Annotated in this window: 22 protein-coding genes and 1 pseudogene; 10 read left to right on the forward strand and 13 right to left on the reverse strand. The window is 44.5% G+C overall.

Annotated features, from left to right (window positions below):
• Window positions 1-250: 250 nt before the first annotated feature.
• On the forward strand, window positions 251-2,278 hold the full coding sequence (locus tag GCA01S_RS13930) for a penicillin-binding transpeptidase domain-containing protein (RefSeq protein WP_042410833.1): 2,028 nt from the start codon (window positions 251-253) through the stop codon (window positions 2,276-2,278).
• A 65-nt stretch (window positions 2,279-2,343) separates the two neighbouring features.
• Here the strand turns inward: GCA01S_RS13930 and GCA01S_RS20710 are convergent, their stop codons facing one another.
• Window positions 2,344-2,562 (reverse strand): hypothetical protein, encoded by a 219-nt coding sequence (locus GCA01S_RS20710; RefSeq protein ID WP_042410834.1) that lies wholly within the window; start codon window positions 2,560-2,562, stop codon window positions 2,344-2,346.
• A gap of 14 nt (window positions 2,563-2,576) precedes the next feature.
• Here GCA01S_RS20710 and GCA01S_RS13940 point away from each other — a divergent pair, with 14 nt between their 5' ends.
• Both GCA01S_RS13940 and GCA01S_RS13945 read left to right on the forward strand, forming a co-directional pair.
• Window positions 2,577-3,743, forward strand: coding sequence for a CaiB/BaiF CoA transferase family protein (locus GCA01S_RS13940; protein WP_017436579.1), 1,167 nt, complete (start codon window positions 2,577-2,579; stop codon window positions 3,741-3,743).
• Window positions 3,740-4,945, forward strand: a complete 1,206-nt coding sequence (locus tag GCA01S_RS13945) for an acyl-CoA dehydrogenase family protein (protein ID WP_017436580.1) — start codon at window positions 3,740-3,742, stop codon at window positions 4,943-4,945. The genes GCA01S_RS13940 and GCA01S_RS13945 overlap by 4 nt, the downstream gene beginning before the upstream one ends.
• A gap of 23 nt (window positions 4,946-4,968) precedes the next feature.
• Here the strand turns inward: GCA01S_RS13945 and GCA01S_RS13950 are convergent, their stop codons facing one another.
• Window positions 4,969-5,286, reverse strand: coding sequence for a DUF3870 domain-containing protein (locus GCA01S_RS13950; protein ID WP_042410835.1), 318 nt, complete (start codon window positions 5,284-5,286; stop codon window positions 4,969-4,971).
• Between the two features lie 316 nt (window positions 5,287-5,602).
• On the opposite strand from GCA01S_RS13950, the gene GCA01S_RS13955 reads away from it, so the two are divergent.
• Window positions 5,603-6,250 carry a LytTR family DNA-binding domain-containing protein gene (locus GCA01S_RS13955; protein ID WP_042410836.1) on the forward strand — a complete coding sequence of 216 codons (648 nt, stop codon included), beginning with the start codon at window positions 5,603-5,605 and terminating at the stop codon, window positions 6,248-6,250.
• A gap of 328 nt (window positions 6,251-6,578) precedes the next feature.
• Complete coding sequence (locus GCA01S_RS13960) at window positions 6,579-8,105, forward strand: acetyl-CoA hydrolase/transferase family protein (RefSeq protein ID WP_042410837.1); 1,527 nt, start codon at window positions 6,579-6,581, stop codon at window positions 8,103-8,105.
• Between the two features lie 368 nt (window positions 8,106-8,473).
• On the opposite strand, the gene GCA01S_RS13965 is transcribed toward GCA01S_RS13960, so the two are convergent.
• Window positions 8,474-8,662 carry a hypothetical protein gene (locus GCA01S_RS13965; protein ID WP_017436584.1) on the reverse strand — a complete coding sequence of 63 codons (189 nt, stop codon included), beginning with the start codon at window positions 8,660-8,662 and terminating at the stop codon, window positions 8,474-8,476.
• A gap of 393 nt (window positions 8,663-9,055) precedes the next feature.
• On the opposite strand from GCA01S_RS13965, the gene GCA01S_RS13970 reads away from it, so the two are divergent.
• The gene (locus GCA01S_RS13970) at window positions 9,056-10,441 is read left to right on the forward strand and encodes an L-cystine transporter (RefSeq protein WP_042410838.1); all 1,386 of its coding nucleotides are present in this window, start codon (window positions 9,056-9,058) and stop codon (window positions 10,439-10,441) included.
• Window positions 10,442-10,707: 266 nt separating this feature from the next.
• On the opposite strand, the gene GCA01S_RS13975 is transcribed toward GCA01S_RS13970, so the two are convergent.
• The 5 genes from GCA01S_RS13975 to GCA01S_RS13995 form a co-directional block, all read right to left on the reverse strand.
• On the reverse strand, window positions 10,708-11,301 hold the full coding sequence (locus GCA01S_RS13975) for a CBO0543 family protein (protein ID WP_042410839.1): 594 nt from the start codon (window positions 11,299-11,301) through the stop codon (window positions 10,708-10,710).
• Window positions 11,302-11,622: 321 nt separating this feature from the next.
• The gene (gene rlmD, locus GCA01S_RS13980; protein WP_042410840.1) at window positions 11,623-13,008 is read right to left on the reverse strand and encodes a 23S rRNA (uracil(1939)-C(5))-methyltransferase RlmD; all 1,386 of its coding nucleotides are present in this window, start codon (window positions 13,006-13,008) and stop codon (window positions 11,623-11,625) included.
• Between the two features lie 15 nt (window positions 13,009-13,023).
• The gene (locus tag GCA01S_RS13985; RefSeq protein ID WP_042410842.1) at window positions 13,024-13,890 is read right to left on the reverse strand and encodes a DNA-3-methyladenine glycosylase family protein; all 867 of its coding nucleotides are present in this window, start codon (window positions 13,888-13,890) and stop codon (window positions 13,024-13,026) included.
• A gap of 69 nt (window positions 13,891-13,959) precedes the next feature.
• Complete coding sequence (gene pdaA / locus GCA01S_RS13990; RefSeq protein ID WP_017436589.1) at window positions 13,960-14,763, reverse strand: delta-lactam-biosynthetic de-N-acetylase; 804 nt, start codon at window positions 14,761-14,763, stop codon at window positions 13,960-13,962.
• 120 nt (window positions 14,764-14,883) lie between these two features.
• On the reverse strand, window positions 14,884-16,431 hold the full coding sequence (locus GCA01S_RS13995; protein ID WP_017436072.1) for a fumarate hydratase: 1,548 nt from the start codon (window positions 16,429-16,431) through the stop codon (window positions 14,884-14,886).
• A gap of 288 nt (window positions 16,432-16,719) precedes the next feature.
• Between GCA01S_RS13995 and yfkAB the strand changes: the two genes are divergently transcribed.
• Window positions 16,720-17,838 (forward strand): radical SAM/CxCxxxxC motif protein YfkAB, encoded by a 1,119-nt coding sequence (gene yfkAB, locus GCA01S_RS14000; protein WP_042410844.1) that lies wholly within the window; start codon window positions 16,720-16,722, stop codon window positions 17,836-17,838.
• Between the two features lie 31 nt (window positions 17,839-17,869).
• Here the strand turns inward: yfkAB and GCA01S_RS14005 are convergent, their stop codons facing one another.
• Window positions 17,870-18,658, reverse strand: a complete 789-nt coding sequence (locus GCA01S_RS14005) for a YfkD famly protein (protein ID WP_042410846.1) — start codon at window positions 18,656-18,658, stop codon at window positions 17,870-17,872.
• A gap of 184 nt (window positions 18,659-18,842) precedes the next feature.
• Window positions 18,843-19,895 carry a calcium/proton exchanger gene (gene cax / locus GCA01S_RS14010; RefSeq protein WP_042410848.1) on the reverse strand — a complete coding sequence of 351 codons (1,053 nt, stop codon included), beginning with the start codon at window positions 19,893-19,895 and terminating at the stop codon, window positions 18,843-18,845.
• A gap of 211 nt (window positions 19,896-20,106) precedes the next feature.
• Between cax and GCA01S_RS14015 the strand changes: the two are divergent.
• Together GCA01S_RS14015 and GCA01S_RS14020 are read left to right on the forward strand one after the other, a co-directional pair.
• Window positions 20,107-21,250 (forward strand): annotated as a pseudogene (locus GCA01S_RS14015) (MFS transporter).
• 124 nt (window positions 21,251-21,374) lie between these two features.
• Entirely contained in the window at window positions 21,375-21,521 is a 147-nt protein-coding gene (locus tag GCA01S_RS14020) for a BH0509 family protein (RefSeq protein WP_017436077.1), read from the forward strand.
• Window positions 21,522-21,881: 360 nt separating this feature from the next.
• On the opposite strand, the gene GCA01S_RS14025 is transcribed toward GCA01S_RS14020, so the two are convergent.
• The 3 genes from GCA01S_RS14025 to GCA01S_RS14035 are packed head-to-tail and all read right to left on the reverse strand — an operon-like array spanning window position 21,882 to window position 23,498.
• Entirely contained in the window at window positions 21,882-22,715 is an 834-nt protein-coding gene (locus GCA01S_RS14025) for a YihY/virulence factor BrkB family protein (RefSeq protein WP_017436078.1), read from the reverse strand.
• 18 nt (window positions 22,716-22,733) lie between these two features.
• Window positions 22,734-23,009, reverse strand: a complete 276-nt coding sequence (locus GCA01S_RS14030) for a hypothetical protein (protein WP_017436079.1) — start codon at window positions 23,007-23,009, stop codon at window positions 22,734-22,736.
• Window positions 23,010-23,498 carry a low molecular weight protein-tyrosine-phosphatase gene (locus GCA01S_RS14035; RefSeq protein WP_017436080.1) on the reverse strand — a complete coding sequence of 163 codons (489 nt, stop codon included), beginning with the start codon at window positions 23,496-23,498 and terminating at the stop codon, window positions 23,010-23,012.
• A gap of 104 nt (window positions 23,499-23,602) precedes the next feature.
• On the opposite strand from GCA01S_RS14035, the gene GCA01S_RS14040 reads away from it, so the two are divergent.
• A complete protein-coding gene (locus GCA01S_RS14040) occupies window positions 23,603-23,827 on the forward strand; it encodes a DUF1128 domain-containing protein (RefSeq protein WP_017436081.1) in 225 nt (74 codons plus the stop codon).
• The last annotated feature ends 240 nt before the right edge of the window (window positions 23,828-24,067 follow it).

Raw genomic sequence — 24,067 nt, forward strand, 5'->3', positions numbered from 1 at the left:
TCATCATTTATCCGTATTAATATTTTGAATAGTAATAAAAATATCTACATTTTCATAAATGACTATCGTCATAACTTCACTAAATGATAGTAAATAAATCATATCAATATAATTTTACAGTTATTCCAATATTCATTCTCCTCTCTTTTTCTACTATTTTTGTTGGCTATTCGTTCCTGCGCAATGGTATATTTGACATAGAAACGAAACTGCCCGGAATATACTTCACTATAATGGGAGGGAATGGAAAATGAAGAAAAGACGAAGCCTATTATTTTTTGCTGCTTTGTTTCTATCCATTGCATTATCTTCCTGCAGCAAACCGCCATCCCCGCATGACGCGCTGCAAAAATACACAAAACTATGGACTGATGAGCGGTTCGAGGATATGTACGCAATGCTGTCGAAAAAGGCGAAAGAAAACATATCCAAGGAAGAGTTTGTAAAGCGCTACAAAAAAATTTATCAAGACATCGAAGCAACGAATTTATCGGTAACACCATTGCCGGTGAAAGAAAAAGAAGAAGATAGCGACAAAGACCAAATGAAGCTTCCTTTTTCCGTAAAAATGGATACGATCGCCGGCCCTATCCAATTTAAACATGAAGCACTGCTTGTGAAAGAAAAAGGGCAGGATCAGGAACAATGGCATGTGCAATGGGATACCACCTACATTTTCCCGCAATTGCAAAAAAACGATAAAGTCCGCATTGCCATTACACCTGGAAAACGCGGCGAAATATACGACCGCAACGGACTGCCGCTCGCCGTCAATGGAACTGCTTATGAAATCGGCATTGTTCCTGGGAAAATGGGCGAAAACGAGGAAGCCATTAAAAAACAGCTTGCCGATCTGCTCCATATCCCTGTGGAATTCATTAATGAAAAACTGAATGCCGACTGGGTGCAGCCTGATTATTTTGTTCCCATTCAAAAAGTGGCAAAATCAGAAACAGCGCTATTAGAAAACGCTCGCAACATTCAAGCTGTGGCAGTAAAAGAAGTATCAGAAAGGGAATATCCATTCGCGGAGGCCGCCGCCCATCTGATTGGATATATCGGCAATATTACGGAAGAAGAACTACAAAAATTCAAAGACAAAGGTTATTCGCCATCCGACCGCATCGGAAAACGCGGGCTCGAGGAGCTGTTTGAAGAACGTCTCAAAGAACAAGACGGAGCCAAAATCTACATCGAAAAAGAAAATGGATCGACGGTGACGATTGCTGAATCAAAACCAAAAAACGGAGAAACGATTACGCTGACGATCGACGCCAAACTGCAAAAAACGATTTATGAAAACATGAAAGGAAGAGCGGGAACCGCCGCTGCCATTCACCCGTTGACCGGCGAAATTCTCGCCTTGGTCAGCTCCCCTTCGTTTAATCCGAACCAGTTTGTACTCGGAATTTCATCAGAGGAATACAAAAAATTAGAGAATAATCCGCTAAAACCATTGATTAATCGTTTTGCTGCCACCTACGCACCTGGCTCGGCCATTAAGCCGGTGACAGCGGCAATCGGTCTCGAACAAGGCGTGATTACTCCTGAACAGCCAAAAACGATTACCGGGAAAAAGTGGCAGCCAAAGGACGGATCATGGGGAAATTATTTCGTCACCAGGGTAAGCGATCGCCTGCAGCAAGTGAATTTACGAAACGCGCTCATTTATTCCGATAATATTTATTTCGCCATGGTCGGTCTGGATCTCGGACCGGATAAATTGAAAGCAGGGTTACACTCATTCGGATTTGGCGAAAAATTGCCGTTTCCATACCCGATTCCAGCTTCGCAAATTTCGAATACAGGCGAGCTGAAGCCGGGGCCGCAGCTGGCGGATACCGCTTACGGCCAAGGAGAAATGCAGATGAGCATGCTTCACCTTGCCGCCGCGTACACGCCGTTTATCAACCATGGCGATTTACTGCAGCCTATTTTGGAAAAAGGGAAGCAAAAAACCGTTTGGAAACCGCAATTGATTTCATCCAAAACAGCCGCTACGATCGCAGACGCATTAAAACAAGTCGTCGCCGATCCAAACGGAACGGCACACGGAGCTTATATGAACAACATCCCGTTGGCTGGAAAAACCGGAACGGCTGAACTGAAAGGGCAAAAAGGAGAACAAGGAAAGGAAAATGGACTGTTCGTCGCCTATAATACAAACCATCCTGACCTCCTCCTTGCTATGTTAATAGAGGATGTACAAAATGATCATGGCAGCAAATACGTTGTCAATATCGTGAAACATATTTTTCAAACAGTAAAATCGCATTAACGGGGCTCCATCACGAGCTCCCTTTATCCTGAATAATTTTTAGACTATTTACAATTGTAAATCTATTATTTATAATAAAACTTAACAAAGCCGTCTCCCGTCAGTTTCGCCGCTGACGCGCCCAGACGGTAATGATGGGACAAGAAGACAACCATTTTATCAGTGTCATAAATGGAGAACTGTGACGGTCTGATCAGCATTTCCTCACCGAAATGCTTCCTCAGTCCGTTTGGCCGGTTCCTTTCTTGACAAAGAAAAGGAGCCGGCTTTTTATTTTCCCGCATAAGGAGGGGAATCCATGCCAGGAGCGTTAGACGGCATCCGCATTCTCGATATGACGCGCGTGCTTGCCGGACCGTATGCGACGATGATTTTAGGCGATCTTGGCGCCGATGTCATTAAAGTGGAAGCACCGGGAGGATCGGATGACACAAGATTTTGGGGCCCTCCCTTTCAAAACGGGATGAGTGCCTATTATACGGCGATTAACCGCAATAAACGAAGCATTACCGTCAACTTAAAAACGGAAGAAGGTCGAAAAATCATCCGTCGCCTTGCCAAAACAGCCGACGTCGTCATCCACAACTTTAAAACGGGAACGATGGAAAAGTTCGGGCTCGGTTATGACGATTTGTCGTTGTTGAATCCGCGCCTTATTTACTGTTCCATTACCGGCTTTGGCGAAACAGGGCCTTGCTCCCACCTTCCTGGATACGATTACATTATCCAGGCGATGAGCGGATGGATGAGCATTAACGGCACCCCTTCATCCGGACCGCTTAAAGTCGGAGTGGCCATTACCGACGTTTTTACAGGTTTGTATGCGGCAATCGCTATCCAAACAGCTCTCCTCGCGCGTGAGAAAACAGGACGCGGACAAAAAATAGACCTTTCTTTATTTGATTCGGCTGTCAGCACGCTCGTCAATGTCGCCGCCAACTATTTAATGTCCGGCGACATTCCGACGCCGTTCGGAAACGAACATCCTAATATTGTTCCATACTCGACGTATGAAGCAAGCGATGGCCCGATCGTGATCGCCATTGGGAACGACCGGCAATTCCAAGCGTTTTGCAAACTTTTGTCAGACCCGGCGATCGGAACGGACCCTCGCTTCCAAACGAATCCAAGTCGCGTCGCCCACCGCGAGGAACTCAACAGACGCATTAATGAAGAAGTGAAAAAACGGACGCGGGCCGAGTGGCAGCGCCTGCTTGCCGAAAAAGGAATACCATGCGGCCCAGTGCAAAATCTTGAACAATTGTTCCAACATCCGCAGACGCTAGCCCGCGACATGGTCATTACGATGCATCATGACAAGATCGGACCGCTAAAGCTTGTCGGAAGTCCGATCAAATTATCGGATACAAAAGTATCGTACCGTCTGCCGCCTCCGCTTGCCGGAGAGCACAACGACGAAATTATAAAAGAAATCATCAATGAAACGGGGGAGAATTCACTATGATGAATTTCGATTTTACTCCAGAACAAGAAATGCTTCGCAGCACCGTGCGCAAATTTGTCGACAAAGAAATTATGCCGTACATCAAAGAATGGGATGAACGCGGATATTTTGATCCAAATATTTTCAAACGGCTTGCGGAATTAAACTTAATGGGCGTATGCATTCCGGAAAAATACGGCGGAATGGGCATGGACTATAACTCGCTCGCCATCGTCTGCGAGGAGCTGGAACGCGGGGATACCGCGTTTCGCACTGCCGTTTCCGTGCACACTGGCTTAAACAGCTTAACCTTGCTGCAATGGGGCACGGAAGAACAAAAACAAAAATATCTTGTTCCGCAGGCAAAAGGGGAAAAAATCGGCGCTTTCGGCCTGACGGAGCCAAACGCCGGTTCTGATGTCGCCGCCATCACCACCACCGCCGTCCGCGACGGGGACTACTACATTTTAAACGGGCAAAAAACGTGGATTTCGCTTTGTGATATCGCCGATCACTTTATCGTGTTCGCCTATACGGACAAATCGAAAAAACACCGCGGCATTTCCGCCTTTATTGTCGAACGAACGATGCCAGGCTTTTCATCAAGAGCCATTAAAGGAAAACTAGGCATCCGCGCCGGCAACACAGGCGAACTGTTCTTTGACAACGTCCGCGTGCCGAAAGAAAACCTGCTTGGCGAAGAGGGCGAAGGATTTAAAATCGCCATGTCCGCCCTTGACAACGGAAGATTCACGGTTGCCGCCGGAGCAGTCGGCCTGATTATGGCTTGCTTAGAAGCAAGCGTCAAGTATTGCCATGAGCGGAAAACGTTCGGCAAAGAAATCGGGAGACATCAGCTCGTGCAGCAAATGATCGCCAGAATGGAAGCGGGTCTGCAAATCAGCCGCTTGCTCGTCTATAAGGTAGGCTTTTTAAAAAATCAAGGCCGCCGCAACACGAGAGAAACCTCCCTCGCGAAATGGATCGCCTGCGACTTTGCCAATAAAGCCGCCGATGATGCGGTGCAAATTCACGGCGCATATGGCTACTCGAACGAATATCCTGTCGAACGATACTTGCGCAACTCGAAAGCGCCGGTCATCTACGAAGGAACACGGGAAATTCATACGATTATGCAGGCGGAATACGTGCTCGGCTACCGCCAGGACAAACCACTGCGCAAAACGCTGCCGCCTTGGAATCCGGAGTCGATGAAAATGTAAAAACCCCCGCTTGAAGCGGGGGTCTATTCTTTTCCCTCCTGCATTTTGCAATATTGCTTGTACAAATCTTTTAGCGCCGCACATAACGCCGAATTCGCCTTTCCTAAATACCCTTCATTCAGCTGCTCTAAAATCGAATCAATTCCTTCCCTTAGCGAATGGCCTTTAAGCAAGCGGGCGACATAATCGCGCCCGTGCTCCGTTGCCAGCGTACAAGAAGCATCGACAATCACCCCATACTTTTTATCAATCTCCGCCGTAATCGTCAGCGTATCATATACGCTTTTTGCCGCCATTCCCGCCGGCAGCCGCGCGTGCCCGGCGATAAATTGTGTATTCATGTTCCTCTCCCCTTATGTAAAGATGGTATGTCTAATAAGATTATAAAACATAACTAATCACAATTTTCTAAAATATATCGGCAAACTTTGTTCTTTTTCATCATAAATTTGGCTACACTGTTCCCCCACTGATTTCCTTATCCGCCCTTTATGGACGAACGACATAATGCTATAATGATGCTCAAACGAACATCTTCGGATGGAAGGTAAGCGTAAGGGGGCTTGTATGTCGCTGCCGTTTAGCAAAAGCATACAAGTCGTCAGAGCCCCGCTTCAAACGAAGTAAAGTGGCAAATCGTTCACTAGGGGTGATAACATGGATTCATTTACTGTTTCCTCTATCGCAAAAGTGATGAATGAATTATTTCCTAAAGAAGCGTCTTTCGTGATTTCTGATGATAAGCGCTATATTTACTACCAACCAAGCAAACAGATCGATTTAAAAATTCGTCCCGGAGACCAAATCAAACCGGAATCGGTCACTTACAAGGCCTTGGCCGTCCAACGAAAAATTGCAGAACAAAAAGATAGCCGCGTTTTTGGCGTACCTTATTTCGGGATATCCGTCCCAATTTTAGATGATGGCAGCCCGAGAGGCTGCGTTACTGCGATATTGCCGAGAAAACCGATGCTTACAATGCCGTATTTAACGATCCGACTGACAGATCGTTGGCTGCCTATTCCTTTTGAGAGCGTTATCTATTTAGAAGCCCAAAACCGGAAAACGTTCGTAAAATCGAGTTATGCGGAAGGCTATCATAAATATAACTTAACAGAACTGGAATTTTCCCTTCCTGATGATATATTTGTTCGGTGTCACCGATCATATATCGTTAACATTCATCACATTACAGAGATTCATCCAGATTCACATTCGACTTTCTTATTGATGATGAAAGACGGCTCGAAAGTGCCTGTCAGCCAAACATACGCAAGCCATTTTCGGAAACTGCTCTGCTTTTAGTAATATAATAATTTATCTGCTTTTCTCCCACTGTACGGTTCCTTTTACCAATCCCCTTTTCTCTAAAGAGCTCATGGAAGTGAGCTCTTTATTTATTTTCCGCAACTATTCACTGATGCTTTGCCATCTATGTATTTATTTTCGTTTATAGGTAATGTTTTTTCTGGTTTATCCTTATCCTTTTCGAAGTTGTTTTTTATTTTTTCTTCTTTATGTATCAAAAATTCTTTTTTATTACTAAAGAAAGCCTTTTTATTCAATTTTAAATGATTTTTTACAGCTAAATCGATAGAATATTTTAAAAAAAAACAAAAGAGGTGATGTCGCGTTGGATAAACATATTTCAGAGCTAATCGGTCATTCCCGTTTAAGAGACCGAATTGTAACGGCGGAAACAGCGGCTTCATGGATAAAAAACGGCATGACGCTCGGTTTGAGCGGATTTACCCGCGCGGGCGATGCCAAGGCAGTTCCTTTTGCACTGATCGAGAAAGCGAAACAACAACACTTAAAAGTAAACGTATATACAGGCGCTTCACTAGGCTCGGACGTTGATAAGATGATGGCAGAAGCAGGAATTGTCAACAAAAGGCTTCCATTCCAGGCTGATTCTTTTATGCGCAAAAAAATTAACGAAGGGGAAATTTTGTTTATTGACCAACATTTATCCCATACAGCAGAATTAGTGCGTTCAGACGTATTAAATCCTATCGATTTCGCAATTGTGGAAGCGGTTTCGATAACGGAAGATGGAATGATCATCCCGTCGACTTCCGTAGGAAATTCTTCTATCTTTGCGAAAAAAGCCCGACATATTATTGTTGAATTGAACACAGCACAACCAAAGGAACTCAAAGGACTTCATGACATTTACGAAGTCGGCAAACAAGGGGAACGAGAACCGATACCTTTGACAAAAGTAGACGATCGAATCGGAACGATTGGCATTCCAGTGGATGAGGATAAAATTATTGGAATTGTTTTGACAAACCAATTTGATTCACCATCCACAATTGTACCTCCAGATGCGGAAACATCTGCTATAGCGAATCATTTAATCCATTTTCTGCGAAAGGAAGTGGCAGCAGGTCGTCTTTCTGAACATTTAGCTCCGCTTCAAGCAGGTATTGGTTCGGTTGCAAATGCTGTCCTTTATGGTTTGTTAAATTCAGAATTTTCCAATTTAGAAGTTTATTCAGAAGTTCTTCAAGACGCCGTGTTTGATCTCATTGATGCTGGAAAAGTCCGGTTTGCTTCCGGCTGCTCCATTACTTTGTCTCAGAACAAAATGAAAGAAGTGTACTCCAATTTAGATGCTTACCGAGACAAGCTTATCCTTCGTCCTCAGGAGATTTCTAACCATCCGGAAATTGTTCGCCGTCTCGGACTCATTTCCATCAATACAGCCTTGGAAGCAGACATATACGGAAATATTAATTCTACACATGTTCGCGGCACAAACATGATGAACGGCATCGGTGGTTCAGGCGACTTTGCCCGCAATGCACGCCTTACCATCTTTGTGACAAAATCCGTTGCAAAAAATGGAGCTATTTCAAGCATCGTTCCATTCGTATCACACGTTGATCATACCGAACATGACGTGGATGTAATTATCACGGAGTATGGTTACGCTGACCTTCGCGGGTTGGCGCCAATTGAACGAGCGCCACTTATCATTGAAAATTGCGCACATCCAGATTACCGTCCGCAGTTGCGTGAATACTTCAAGGAAGCGCTTAAGCGCGGAGGCCAAACACCGCACGTCCTTGAAAAAGCATTCTCATGGCATGTCAATTACGAGAAATACGGAACCATGATGGAACCAAAATATCAACTGCAAACTCAAGAATAAGATATGAAGAGCGGGGTAACCTTCACAAGGATACCCCTTTCATCAAATTACACGTGCTCTACTATATTCCACTTAAACTTTTGACACATAAAACTTGTGAGAGACGTTGAAGTACTTTTCCTGGCATATTTTGCATCACCCAGAATCATGACAACCTTCACCTTTGTATTTTTCTACGTTAAGAGATATGAATAAAAATTCTCTGCCTCCCTAAAGGTAAATGCAATGAAGATCATTAAACTTACTAAACATTTCTGCCCTTTACTTCAACAAAAAAAAGCATTACTCCTGTTTATGGAAGTAATGCTCCCGTTAGCCACCCACTCGACACTCACAGCGCCACAGATGATGAAAGAGAGTTCAATAAATTATAAAAAAGGAATATTGCCATGATTCTGTTTAGTACTGTGCATATAAGTTTCTACATAAATTCTTTCAGAATCTGAAACATTTTTTGCTCCTTCTTCAGGGTCTATTTTTATATTTCTTTTTCTTGCGATAAAATCCATAACGCCCCCCACGAGAAGCAGTCCAACGATTAATATAATCCATCCCACAATTTTATCGCCTCCTGCTTTATTTTATTATATTTTAGCACTTATTGGTAACGATTATATCTATTGGATAAAAAGAAAACGCTGCTTAATGTAGGGTATAAATGGATAAAGCTCGGCAAACGCCTTCTCATCCCCCTGCTGAATCCTTTGGACGATTTCCTTCTCTATCTCCTCACCTCCCCAGTGCTGTTTTCACTTTATATCCCCCGATAAAAAGCAAAATGTTTTCGTTTTCGATAACAAAATCTTAATAAATTCTGTATAAATCCATTCATGAATTTTTTTATTTGCAATAGCAATTTCCTATAAACTCTTTCATACGATAAATAAAGCCTACTTGACATATCGGTTTTTAATCATTAGAGTAATTTTACGTGTCAGGAGGGATTGACGATGAATGTTTACCTAATCATTTTCAACATTGCTATATTGCTGTTATTGATTGGTGTTTTGGCCTATATGCAAAAGAAACATGTTTCCTTCTCCAAACGGGTGTTTACTGCTCTTGGACTAGGAATCGTCTTTGGGTTCGCATTGCAGGGAGTGTACGGGGCTGGTTCCGCTATCGTCCAGCAGTCCACCCAATGGTTTGACATTGTCGGCACAGGATATGTAAAGCTATTGCAAATGATTGTTATGCCATTAGTTTTCATTTCTATCGTTATGGCGTTTACCAAACTTTCTATATCTAATCATTTAGGAAAAATTGCCACGCTCATTATTGGGCTATTATTGGGCACTACGGCGATAGCTGCTTCTATCGGTATCATGGCCTCATTAGGATTTCAATTAGAGGCGATGGAAATTCCTTCAGGAGAAGCGGAACAGACACGTGGACAGGAGTTAGAACAAAAATATGAACAAATTCAAAACCTGTCCTTCCCGCAAAAAATTATCGAGCTGCTTCCGGCAAATCCATTTTTAGATTTCACGGGACAACGCAGTACATCCACCATAGCGGTTGTTATTTTTGCGGCCTTTGTCGGCATTGCTTATTTAGGGGTTGCCAGAAAACAGCCTGAACAAGCGGAAATGTTCAAAAAAATAGTGGATGCCTTGTACGCTATTGTCATGCGTATCGTCACGTTGGTGCTCCGTTTAACGCCTTACGGAATTTTAGCCATTATGTCCCGAGTGACTGCGACAAGCGATATAGACGCAATCGCAAAACTAGGAAAATTTGTCGTCGCTTCCTATATTGCACTTTTCGTTATGTTTGCCATTCATTTGCTAATTTTAGTGCTGGCCGGACTAAACCCTATTACTTACGTAAAAAAAGTGCTGCCGGTACTGTCGTTTGCATTCACTTCCCGTTCAAGCGCGGCCACTCTTCCATTGAATGTGAAAGCACAAACAACCGCTCTTGGCGTTCCGGAAGGCATTGCCAACTTTGCCGGCTCATTTGGGCTGTCAATTGGGCAAAATGGCTGTGCCGGCATTTATCCTGCCATGCTTGCAGTGATGATCGCGCCAACCGTCAACATCGATCCAGCCTCCCTTTCCTTTATTTTGACGCTTATTCTAGTCGTCACCATCAGTTCGTTTGGGGTTGCAGGCGTTGGCGGTGGGGCTACGTTTGCGGCGATTTTAGTGCTATCGACTATGAATCTGCCAGTAGCATTAGCAGGATTGCTCATTTCCGTAGAGCCGTTGATTGACATGGGAAGAACTGCCTTGAACGTCAGCGGAAGCATGACCGCCGGTGTAGTCACCAGCCGCATCACTAAAGAATTGAATTTAAATGTCTATAACGAAGAAACGCAAAAACTAGAAGCATAAAGCTTGGATATGTTTCTCGCTTTCCCGCACGCCAAAACATCCAGCTGCACTTGCACGCGGTAAATGAAAGAAGAAGGCCTAAATATGGTGAACGGGCATCGGTCAAACAGATACGTGTAAAAGAATTACGGCATGGGTTCAGTATTCAACAGAACCCATGCCGTATTCATTTGTGCTTCTTCAACAGTTTGCGGCGAAACGGAAACATGTCATGGCATCACAGATTATAGAAAAAATTCTGTTCTTCGATGGGAGTAAGAAATCGTTCACATTTTTAAATTCCATCCTGTATAAACACCTGCTAAAAATATTGTCGTAATCACAATAAAATGGAAGACAATCCATCCCCATCTTCCATAGCGAAAAGATTTAGATTGTATCGGTTTTCTTGAATGAGTTGGAACAATTTTTCCACCAATCCACTCAAAAAGAAGCAAATAAATCCACCACCATGTATAAGAGTCCCAAGCATCCCAGTTTTCTTTGTAATCCATTATCTTAACTGGGGGGAATAACACGAAAATTTCTAAAAGCATCGCGATATGAACCATCCCCCAGTAAAAGGGGATCTTCCATCCCCATTTAGCCGGACTATATCTCACTCCGAAAAGAACATAAAAAGGAATGACCGTAAACATTTCAATGATAGGTATTGGTGACATAGGGATAAGTCTAGCCGGAAAAGAGTAAAATCCGATAGAAACAAATACAAAACAAAGGAAAGCTCCCGTCAAACTGCTTATAAAATAGAGCAACCCATATCGTTCGAAATTGTTTCTTAATATAAAAAAACTTCCAATAAGACTAAGGATCACTGCTGTTATTTCCATCATTTGTGTCGCTTTTAACCCATATATCATCAGTACTTACCCCTTTGCAATGACCTCATTTGTATAACATCCCCAATTATCAGCTATTTAATGAAACTGCTCAGAGTTGAACATTCAACGTGAACCAGTCTATCTTAGTATTTCTAATGAATGTTTCTTCCCCTTCCCCATTATTCCCTAACAAAAAAAGAGAAACAGGAGCCCATCCCGTTTCTCTTGAAAAATTGTTTATTTTTCATCCTAACCAGTTCAGTAAACTGGATGGAGAAGGATTTTCCTTTTTCCTGTTATTTATCAAAACTTTACTTCGGTTTTGGCAAGAAGAGTTTTTTATTTTTAGCAAGAGTTTATTTATGCTCTTATCTTTAACACTAATCGCGCTACACTTTCTACATGAGCGGTATGCGGGAACATATCGACCGGCTGGATGTAATCGACATGGTAGCTTTCCGAAAGCACATCGATATCTCGCGCAAGGCTGGACGGGTTGCAGGAGACATACACAACCGTTTTCGGCTGGACACGGAGAATCGTTTGCAGCAGCGCCCTGTCGCAGCCGGTGCGCGGCGGATCGACGATGATGACATCGGGCTTCCAGCCTTCCTTCACCCATTTTGGAAGCAGCGTTTCCGCTTTGCCTGTCGTATACATCGTATTGGCAAACCCATGTTTTTTCGCGTTTTTCTTGGCATCTTCAATCGCTTCTGGAATGACGTCCATGCCGCGCACTTCACGGGCGTCTTTGGCAAGCCAAAGCCCGATCGTGCCGACGCCGCAATAGGCATCGACGACTTTTTCTGTTCCGGTTAAAGCGGCGGCCTTTTTCACTTCGTCGTACAGTTTTACCGTTTGCACCGGATTCAGCTGAAAAAACGCCCGCGCTGACAGTTCAAACGATAAGTCGCCGAGCACTTCCTGGATGTATTCTTCTCCTTCCAGCAGCTCCGTTTCTTCCCCGAAAATGAGGGATGTCTTCCGTCCGTTAATATTTTGCACAATCGATTTTACTTCCGGAAGACGCCGCTTTATTTCGTCAACCAGCAATTGTTTACGCGGAATATCTTTTGTCGCCGTAATGAGCACGAGCTGCACGTCCCCCGTATGAAACCCGACCCTAGCAACAATCGTGCGGACAACCCCGGTCTGCGTCCGCTCGTTGTAAATCGGAATGCGCAAATCTTGGAGAATCATTTTCACAATGTTGGTCACACGGTTCGTAGCCGGATGCTGGATGAGGCATTCGGAAATGTCAATGAGCTGATGGGAATTCAAGCCGTACAAACCGGCGATGACCGTTCCTTTTTTGATACCGACTTGAAACTGGCTTTTATTGCGGTAATGCCACGGGTCATCCATTCCGATCGTCGGGCGGATCGACAGCGTTTCCACCGGCAGCCGGCAATGCCGCTCGAGCGCCTGAATGACGATATCGCGTTTTTCGCGAAGCTGCGCTTCGTAATCAAGATGTTGCAGCTGACAGCCGCCGCATTGTTCGTAAACAGGGCATCTTGGGGTGACGCGGTATGGGGAACGCTTGCGAATTTTTTTGATTTTCGCTTCCGCGTATTTCGGATGAATGTTCGTCGCCTCTACGACGACTTCCTCTCCCGGGAGCGCGCCTGGGACAAACACCACTTGCTTTTTAAAATAGCCGACTCCTTCCCCATTGATGCCGAGCCGCTTAATCGTCAACGGAAACTGTTGCCCCTTCTTGATCGTAATTGCTTGCTTCGTCATATGCATGCCACTCCTCTATTCGATGCTTCTCCATAAGTATAACGATGCGTAGCTTAAATACGGCTCCCATCGATTGCTTAGCTCTTCCATTTGTTGGGCTGACGGCTTTTCCGAAAGACCGAAGAGGCGCTGGATCGCCCGCTGCAAACCGATGTCCGCTTTTGGAAACACGTTTGGTTTTCCAAGCCCAAATAGAAGAAAATTTTGCACCGTCCATGGCCCGATGCCGCGAATCGATAACAATGCTTCCATCACTTCCGCCTCGCTTTTGTGCGCAAGTCCCTCTAATGAAAGCTTCCCTTCGGCAATGAGCCGCGATGTATCAACGATATACTCTGCCTTTCGTCCGCTTAACTGCAGCTGTTTCAGTTCATCATAGGAAAGAGCGGCAATGTCTTCCGGCCGTGGATAAAACCAAACGCCATCGATTTGCGTTCCAAACGTTTTCACAAACCGCTCTGTCAGGCGGTAAGCAACTTTCAAATTTAATTGCTGGTGAATGAGACATTTCATTAAACAAAAATAAAGGTCAAAATCTAAAATAAGCGGCATTCCTTGATATTCAGTAAAAAGCGGCTGTAATTCGGTCCGCTGGAAATGTTCGTGAATCGGGGCAAGCGGCGTATTCCATTGAAACAAATGGGAAATCCGCTCGATAATTTCCTTTTTTCGTTCTGGATATGGCGCCGTAACAAGAAAGCTCGGCTCCTCCTTTGTCCCAATGCTTTCGACCGTAACGGCGATTGGGATCTGTTGAACATAAAGCGGAACAACGACCTTCTGTTTCGCTATATCCACCGATATAAGAGGATCGAGCGCAAGCCGCTTCAGCGCGTGGGAAAAATCATACGGAGGGGCGACATCAACTCGCTGTTGCCACATAACCAATCACCTTATTCATCATCGTTAATACCCACATTATAACGAAAAATACCCCTTTAAACAAAACGTTCAAGGGGTAAAAAGCCATGGATGCAAATTCATTTTTTCGATCATCAGATCATCAAGGCTTTTAAACGTGTAACCTTGCTTGCGCAAATCGTCAATCACTTTCGCAAGCGCATCCGCATTGTCTTTCGAGACGGTATGAAGCAATAAAATCGCGCCCGGATGAATTTGTTTCATAATGTTATCGTATGCGTACTTCCATCCTTTTTGATTGTTCGTCTGCCAATCAACAAACGCAAGCGACCAAAATACATGGTAATAACCAAGCTCGCGGGCGATCGCCATCGTTCGTTCGCTGAAAATGCCTCTTGGTGGTCGAAGATACATCATTCCTTTTTGCCCCGTCAGCTCTTCCGTTTTTTTACGAACGGATTCCAGCTCCTCCCGCAGCTGTTCATCGCTCACTTGCGTTAAATCAGGATGATGCCACGAGTGATTGCCGACAATATGCCCTTCTTTTGCCATTCGTTTTACTAAATCAGGTGCGGTGTTTAAATAATGCCCCGTCACAAAAAACGTCGCTGGCACTTTTTTTTCTTTTAAGACATCTAAAATTTTCGCTGTATAACCGTTTTCATAGCCGTTATCAAACGTTAAATAAATTTCTTTTTTATTTGGATTTCCTAAATAAAATGCGTCGTATTTGGCAAGCAGTTGATCCAACTCTTTTCCCGCAGAAGGAGGCTCGTGATTCTCGCTTCGCTTAAACCCCCAATGAATCGCTTTATTGCTTGCGGCTTCCGCAGAAGCAGGAACAAATGATAAGATGATGGCACTGAAAAACAACCATATCGTCCATTTTTTCATCCGTCTTTCCTCCTTGTCGTGCTGCTAACCATTAGTTTTTTCCACCATTGCCGCTTTAACCGCGCCATTTTTTGCATAAAAAATCACCGCCAGCACTTAGCTGACGGTGATATATTTTTCTTATTTAAAAACCGGCTCTTTAAATTGTGCAAGTTTTTCTAATGACGATTTTTCTACATCTTCATGCAGACTGTTGCCATGAGAGTCCATCGTGACGACGGCCGTAAAGTTTTCGACGCGCAAGTGCCACATCGCTTCTGGGATGCCGAACTCCAATAAGTCGACTCCTTCTACCGACTTAATACAGTCCGCATAATATTGCGCCGCGCCGCCGATCGCGTTCAAGTAGACGCCGCCGTGTTCTTTTAGGGCTTGCAGCGTTTTCGCGCCCATTCCGCCTTTGCCGATGACTGCGCGGACGCCGAATTTTTTCATAATGTCGCCTTGATACGGCTCCTCGCGGATGCTTGTCGTCGGGCCGGCTGCTTTGACTTGCCAATTGCCGTTCTCATCTTTCAGCATCACCGGGCCGCAGTGGTAAATAATTTGTCCGTTCAGATCGACAGGCGCATCATGATCCATTAAATATTTATGAATCGCGTCGCGGCCGGTATAAATAATGCCGTTAATGCGCACGACATCGCCGACTTTCAGCTGGCGGATTTGCTCTTCTGTAATCGGCGGCTCGAGGACGATTTCACGCACTTCGCCAAGCTCCGCCGTCGCGGCTGTTTCCGCTTTTTCCAGCTCTTTTTCAAAGTCGACGTCTTCGCCTTCCTGATACAGCCATTCGATAATCTCGCCGGTCGCTGGATCAATTTTCACGCCAAGGCGGCGGAACGCCCAGCAGTTATAGGCGACAGACACGAAGAAGCTGGCCGGAATGCGGTGCATCACGCCGATTTTACAGCCTAACAGCGTCGATTCGCCGCCAAATCCCATCGTGCCGATGCCAAGCTTATTGGCGTTTTCCATAATATATTCTTCTAGGCGGCGCAAATCTTCATTCGGATTGACATCGTCAACGGAACGGAAAAGCTGGTCTTTCGCCAGTTCATAACCGGAAGCGCGGTCGCCGCCGATGCCGACGCCGATAAACCCGGCGCTGCATCCTTGTCCTTGCGCTTGGTATACCGCATGCAAAATGCATTTGCGGATGCCGTCTAAATCGCGGCCGGCGCGGCCAAGACCTTCCAGCTCGCAAGGCAGGCTGTACTGAATGTTTTTGTTTTCACAGCCGCCGCCTTTTAAAATCAGGCGGACATCAATGTAATCGTTTTCCCATTGTTCAAATTTAATAACCGGAATGCCGACACCAAGATTGTCACCGCTGTTTTTGCCGGTTAGCGAATCGACAGAGTTCGGACGGAGCTTTCCGTCTTTTGTCGCCTGCACGATCGCGGCATGGATCGCTTCTTTCATTTTGATTTGGTTGACGCCGACCGGCACTTTAATTTTAAATGTCGGTAGCCCGGTATCTTGACAAATTGGCGACACGTTTTCTTCCGCCATCTTGATGTTTCCGGCAATCGTCGTCAGCGCCATCGCCGCGCGCGTTCCCGCGTTTTCCCGCGCTTTTGCCCGAGCGATCGCTCGACGCACATCCTTTGGCAGTTTCGTGGACGTCTCCACGATGAGTTGATACATGCTCTGCTGGAATTGTTCCATGTTCAACGCCCCTTCCCCTTTTGGTCGTCCTATGTAGTTGACTATCACTACAATCTTTATTTATTATACTCCTTTTCACTCTCTTGTGTAAAAACAAAAAGTTGTTACCATATTATTTATTCATAAAATTCCACTTATTTTTAATACTTTTATTTCCTGCTCCTTTCTAGCGGAATTTTACATATTCCCGTACAATGATAAATAAGTTAATTTTAAGGAAAAACGAGATTTGTTATTTCTTAGAATGAATGACGGGACGCAACTTCGATGAAGGAAGAGGAGAAGGCTATGAATTCATTGACACTTCAACCGATTACCCCATCCTATGATCCGTGGGAAGCGTATTTGGATGTCGAACAATATGGGGAACTTCAGTTGACAAATGTGGAATTCACCACAACTGCGTTGTGCAATATGCGCTGTGAACATTGCGCCGTCGGCTACACGCTGACAACAAAAGACCCGGAAGCACTCCCGCTTGATTTGCTTATCAAGCGGCTCGAGGAAATCCCGCATTTGCGCTCGCTGAGCATCACCGGCGGCGAGCCGATGCTATCGCTGAAATCGGTAAACGACTACGTCGTTCCCCTGTTAAAATATGCCCGCGAGCGCGGGGTGCGGACACAGCTCAACTCTAATTTGACGCTCGATTTAGAGCGCTATGAAAAAATTATTCCTTATTTGGACGTCTTGCATATTTCCCATAACTGGGGGACGATCGAGGATTTTATCGAGGGCGGGTTTGCAATGATGGAGCGCAAACCAAGCATCGCTCAGCGCGAAAAGTATTTTCAGCGCATGCTCGATAACGCCAAAGCATTGTCGAGGGCGGGAGTCATGGTTTCTGCAGAAACGATGCTAAACAAACGGACGGTCCCTCATTTAGAAACGATTCATCGGCAAGTGGCCGGGGAAATGCAGTGCAAGCGCCATGAAATCCATCCGATGTACCCGAGCGATTTCGCCAGCTCGCTCGAGGCGTTAAATTTAGACGAATTGCGCCAGGCGATTCACCACCTTTTGGATATTCGTGATGAAAACGTATGGATGTTGTTTGGAACGCTGCCGTTTTATCCTTGCAGCGCCAACGAAGAAGACTTAACATTATTAAAGCGGCTTTACACAAGCAAAAACGTCACGGTCCGCAACGATCCGGACGGGCGGTCACGCTTGAATGTCAACATTTTTACCGGCGATATCATTGTCACCGATTTCGGCGATGAGCCGGCACTTGGCAACATTCAGCATGATACCCTGCTTGACGCATACAAAAAATGGCGGAAGTCCGCCCTTGCCAAGCAGCTCCTTTGTCATTGCCCTTCCGTTCAATGTCTCGGACCAAACGTACTCGTCAAAAACACTTATTATAAAGATGTTGATTTTACAAAGCGGAAAGCGCGGATCTAAAAATAAAACGTCAAGGTTTTTCCTTGACGTTTTATCTTGGCTGCTCGCTGACAATGTATGAAAAATAAAGGCGGTCTTGCACCGGAATCCAGGCGCCGACTCCGCGTGTCGTTACGTTTTTCACAACAATTTTCTTTTTATTTCCTTTCAGCACGATATACACTTCGCCATACGTCACTTTCCCTTTTTCATTGACAGCTGGTGCATATGCATACAAATAGCCGATCTTTTTTGCCGGCACTTGATACGGCTGATCTTTTTTTGTCCCAATCCCTACTACCGTACTAAACGCCAGCGGTAAGTTCGTCTTTTCCATCGCCTTATTTAGCATCATTTTTTGCACCGCTTCTTCGTTTGGAATTTGCGCCGTCAGCCCGCCGCGCACATGCTTTTGTGTTTCCTGTTTATAGTACAATTTTTGCGAAACATTCCCGCCACGGTTATCGAGAAAATTCGTATTAACTTTTTGATATTCCCAGTTCGTTGACGTTTCGAGCGACTGATAATTCAGCGGCCACTGTCCTAAATAAATCGTTGCCCGATATCCAAGTGCAAACGGAGTGCTCGAAACAGAAGATTCGTTAAGAAGATGAATCAATTCTGGATTTTCGATTTTTACGTTGGCTGAATCCAGGAGCTGCTTTGTGAATTTGCTTGGCTCTAAATGCGGCAAATCTTGCGTCGGGTTTGGGTACGTATTTTCTTTTGTAATATCCACCACCGTGCTCGGCTGCGCTTGTCTAGAAGCCGCATCGGCGGTAAAAGCCGTCATATACATCGTTAATACGCTAATAAAAAAGCAAATACTCCATTTTTTCATCCTATCGACTCCTTTCACCGCTATTTTCACCGTTATTTTCTTTCAAAAAAATAGTGTTTATCCGTATAGAAAAAAATTTATCATCTTTGTTCAGAATATTTTTTAATTCGCGATAAATCATTACGTTTATTGCCAGATAGAAAGAGGCTCTGCCGTCCAAGCAGAGCCTCTTTCTTATCCCTGACTACAACAAATAAAAACCGATGCCCATAATCGTGTAGGCGGCAAGCAGCGTTGCCCCTTCAAACCAGTTTGTATCCCCATCGTTGGACAGAACGATCGTCAACAATACCGATACCACCATGGCGATTAACTCTGGAAGCGAAAAAACAAGCGGCATCTTCTCTGGAAAAAGCAGTGAAACAAGCACCAGCACCGGCGCGACAAACATTGCGATTTGCAAGGTCGAGCCGACAGCGATTTCGACCGCGACGTTCATTTTGTTTTTGTATGCCATAATGACAGCAGAAGCATGTTCCGCCGCGTTGCCAACAATGGCGACAATGATAATCCCGATAAACAATTCGCTCCAGCCGAAAGATTCCGCCACCGTTTCAAACGTATGGACAAGCCGCTCGGATATGTATGCGACCGCAATCGTCGCCAGCGCCAAAATCAATATGGATTTTCCTTTCGTCCATTCCGGTTTCTCATGTTCCTCGATGATTTCGGATTTTTGCTGATACACGCCGCGATGCGTGACAAGCCTAAAGTATAAGGCAGCTAAATATAAAATAATCATAATGATCGAAATGCCGACGCTAAGCGCTAGCTTGTCCTGATCAGACATGTCCATTGTAAACACTTCAGGAATGACAAACGCCACCAAAATGGCAAACGTAAGCAGCCCCGCGTTATGACGGGCATCATACACGTTAAATTCCTGGCGCTTATACTTTAGGCCGCCAACAAAAAAGGACAACCCTGCGACTAATAACAAGTTGCCAAGCACCGATCCGGTGAGAGAAGCAAGCACCACTTCGACGAGCCCCGCCTTTAACGCAAAAATAGAAATAATCAGCTCTACCGCATTGCCAAACGTCGCGTTCAATAGCCCGCCGATGCGCGGGCCGGCTACAATCGCCAAACTTTCCGTAGCGCGCCCCATATAACTAGCGAGCGCAATGATTGTTAAACAGTATATGACAAACATCAACAACGCAGACCAATGAAAAACACTCCCGATCACAGATAAGGGAACACCGATCCACGCCATCCATGTAAATACTTTATTCATCTTTTCTTTTCCCGCCTTTCTCTTCTGAAGTTTTCTAGACAAATATCAGTCAAGCCGTGGAATGCGTATGAAAAAATAAACGGATTCATCTCCTATGAATGAGGCAGACCTTCCATATGTGTACAATCCCTATCCTTTTTGCTTGCCTTACGCTCCCATCCTATGTACCATGGATACGGATATCCAATGTTCGAAAACGAGGTATCATGCGATGCGCTTTTGGATTTTAATCACCATTGTTGCCATTTCCGGCCTTTCGCAAGGAATGCTGCTGCCATTGCTTTCGATGTTGCTTGAAAAGCAGGGGGTTTCCTCTTCTGTTAACGGCATGCACGCGGCGGCGCTGTACATTGGCGTTTTATTGATCTCGCCGTTTTTAGAAAAGCCTTTGCGCAAATATGGATATCGTCCCATGATTATCGTCGGTGGTTTTATTGTAATACTATCACTCCGTCTTATTTCCAGCTTTTCCATCGTTTTTTCTTTGGTTTTTTCTGCGCCTTTGCATCGGAATTGGCGACCATATGCTTCATTTTGCCACGCAAACGTGGATTACTGATTTTTCGCCGCCAGACCGGCGCGGGCGCAATCTATCCTTATATGGATTATCTTTTGGCCTTGGTTTTTCAGCAGGCCCACTGCTGGCATCGCTTGCTTCTTGGCACGAATGGCTTCCTTTTTATGTATCATCGCTATTTAGTCTTGTCAGTTGGTGCGCCATCTTTTTCCTGCAAAACGAACAGCCAAAGGAATGGGCGCAATCCGATTCAACGAATGTTGCCCAGCGTTTGCTTCATGTTTGGAAATACGCATGGGTGGCGTTATTGCTTCCGCTCACTTACGGTTTTTTAGAAGCGACCATTCATACGATTTTCCCTGTTTATGCTTTACGCGAACATATTGGGCTAGACCAAGTCGCATTGGTTTTGCCCGCCTTCTCCTTTGGAGGGATTGCATTCCAGCTGCCGCTCGGGGTATTAAGCGACCGCTTCCCGCGGAAACAGGTTATTGCAGCTGCTCTGTTCATCGGCAGCGCCAGCTTTTTTAGCGCTTATCTGTTTCACCACTCCCTCATTGGGATTGCCATTTGCTTTTTTATTGCCGGTATGTTTGTTGGCTCTTTGTTTTCCCTTGGCATCGCCTATATGGCTGATTTGCTGCCGAAACAACTGCTTCCCGCCGGGAACTTGCTATGCGGCATGCTGTACAGCATTGGCAGCATGATCGGTCCGTTCGTGACCGGCCTGGCGATTCAGATCGGCACTAATCAAAGCTTTTTCTTTATGATGTTTACTCTTCTTTTTCTCCTTTTTCTTATTATGCTTCAAAAGCAGCAAAAGAAGCGGATTAATTAATCCGCTTCTTTTTTTATTTTTCAAAAAATTATTGACCTTTTTATTTATACTGTTATATAATAATGCCAACAAATAGATAATCTGTTTTAAAACAGAATAAATCATGAAGGGAGTTGCTTATTTTATGATTAGAGCAGAGCGGAAAAATATGATTGAATTTATCGAGAAAGTAAGAGGGATTACAAAAGAACAGCTTGCGTATATGACGGATGCGGAAATCGAGTATATTTACGAACTGTACTACTACAATCATGAAGAAATCGCTGAGTGAAAAAGAATCATTCGCTTGACCGCTTTATTTTTTAGTCTCACCCAGCTTCGTCCATCATCGAAACATCCTCGCCAAGAATCCCAAAACTTAGGACAAAAAGGTTCTCGCCTTCCCGAGAACCTTTTTTTTTGCGCGCATCGCCAATTTTTCTATCGTCTCCCACAGATTAATGATATCCGTTTTGGCCGTTGGCACTGCCGCTTGTTTTATGTTTCGGCTTATTTTTTCCCTTTTGTTTTGTGCCGCCATCTTTTTTTGTATGTTTGGTCATAGCAATCCCCCTCTCATCCTCAGTAATCCCCCTTACAATTGTTACTATTTCCCCGCCGCTTCCGTTTATGAAAGGAAGTTTATGCATCATTAACGTTCGCGCCTTCTTCCTTCCCGCTCACAATCAAAAATCGCATTCATTTCGCCGCCTAATACAATAATCATTCCCGACAAATAAAACCAAATCATTAAAATAATGATTCCTCCAAGGCTTCCGTACATAGCAGTATAGTTAACAAAATTATTAACATAATAAGAAAACGCAAGCGATGTGATAATCCAGCCAATCGTCGCAAAGATAGCGCCGCGGATGACATTGGCGCAACGCAGCTTTTTATTGGGAGCAAAGTAATATAAAGCCGTAAAGACAATCAGCAAAATTAGCGAACTAATCACCCAGCGAAAGGCATTCCAAAGCGTTAAAAATTCTTTAGAGAAGCCGAATACGGAAAATAAAAACAGACCGATCATCTTGCCGAATACAGGCAATACCAAGGCGACAATGATGACAAAAATTAATCCGAAGGTAAGCAAAACAGACACGCCGCGGGCAAGCCAAAAGGGGCGGTTCTCTTCAACGCCGTACGCGCGGTTAAACGCGCGCACGATCGCATTCATTCCGTTTGATGCCGACCAAATGGCACCGACGATGCTAATCGACAGCAATTTTCCATTTTGATAATCCATAATGCGGTGAATGTTTGTCTCAATTAAATGAAGCGCTTCCTCCGGAGCATACTGACGGACCACGGAAAGCACGTCTTCATGCGGAATCGGCAAATAAGCAAGCAACGTCATTAAAAAAATCAGGAAAGGAAATAGAGAGAGAAGAAAATAATAAGCCAACTCCGCTGACAGCCGGGGCACCTCATCTTCATAAAACCTCCGCACCAATTCACGGATAAATGTTAAATTAATCAGCATTTACTGTTTCCCCCCTTGTCATTTTATTCGGGGACGATCATCCTCTTTCCAGTTATATAATTCTTTAACCAGTTGTATAACTTCCGGTGTTTTTTCCGCTATTTCCTTCAGTTTTTCCATGATAAATGCAGTATCTTCCGCCATTTCCTCTACGGACTGGCGCCACTGTTTCAACCTCATCGGCCAGGAAAGCCGCTCTTGTTTTGCTTCTTTTTTGCTCATCAAGAAGGAAAAAGCAGCGCCCAGCGCCGCCCCAACCATCATTCCCTTCCATATGTTTTTTCGTTCCTTCATTTATTCTCTCCCCTTCACTTCTAATTTTTTCTCTTTTATAATCGTCTCTAATAAATGTTCACATCCTTTTTGAATCAGCTCGTATACTTGTGCAAAATTCCCGGTATAATACGGATCCGGCACATCAGCCATCTCGCTGTCAGGAACAAAGTCAAGCAGCCGGCCGATAAACCCCGTTTTATTGTACCCGGCCAATCTCCGCAAATTTCCTACATTTTCTGCATCCATCGCAATAATGTAATCAAATGTCTGCAAGTCCCTTTGATCGATTTGCCGGGCGCGAATTCCGGAAAAATCAATATTATTTTTCTTTAATATGAGTTGGGTGCCTTCATGCGGCGGTTCGCCAACATGCCAATTTCCCGTTCCCGCTGAATCTACAGTAATTTTTCCTTCCAATCCCTTCTCCTTCACTAAATGCCGAAAAATCGCTTCCGCCATCGGCGAGCGACAGATATTCCCCAAACAGACAAACAACACTTTTACCATCGTTTCACCACTCCTCTCGACCTCATTATATACAAAAACAGTAGTACAATGTATTTCTTTCTGTGGTACAATACATATAACCTGGCAAAGGAGGGAGTAAAAAAATGGATTTGTCAAAAAAATCAACAGAAAATGTCGAGTATATGGTAGAAAAAATAAAAGCAAAGTTAAAAGTATTAAATTTAGACGCAATTAAACCTTCTCATTTTTCGGAAGAGTGGTATGATGAGTTGAAAGAAATATATGACATGGTAATGAAAAGAGAGACGTTCAGCCCGAGCGAAATGCAGGCGATTGCCGAAGAGCTGGGAAATTTGCGAAAGAAATGAAATTCCTTTTTCGTTTCTTTCCAATGTGGCAGGAAGCTTTATATCACGGCTTTTTCGCTTCGGTAATCGCGCTGACCAATGCCGGATTTGATATTGCCGGTTTGTCCCTCATTCCATGATTGCGATGCTTATGTTTATCGGCCACATCGGCATTTTATCCTTTCTTTTTCTCATCCTCGGCATAGAAATAAAAGAAACATACCATTCCCCAAAAGAACGCGTCACTGATCGGATCAACCA

This window comes from Parageobacillus caldoxylosilyticus NBRC 107762, from assembly GCF_000632715.1.
Lineage (GTDB): Bacteria > Bacillota > Bacilli > Bacillales > Anoxybacillaceae > Saccharococcus > Saccharococcus caldoxylosilyticus.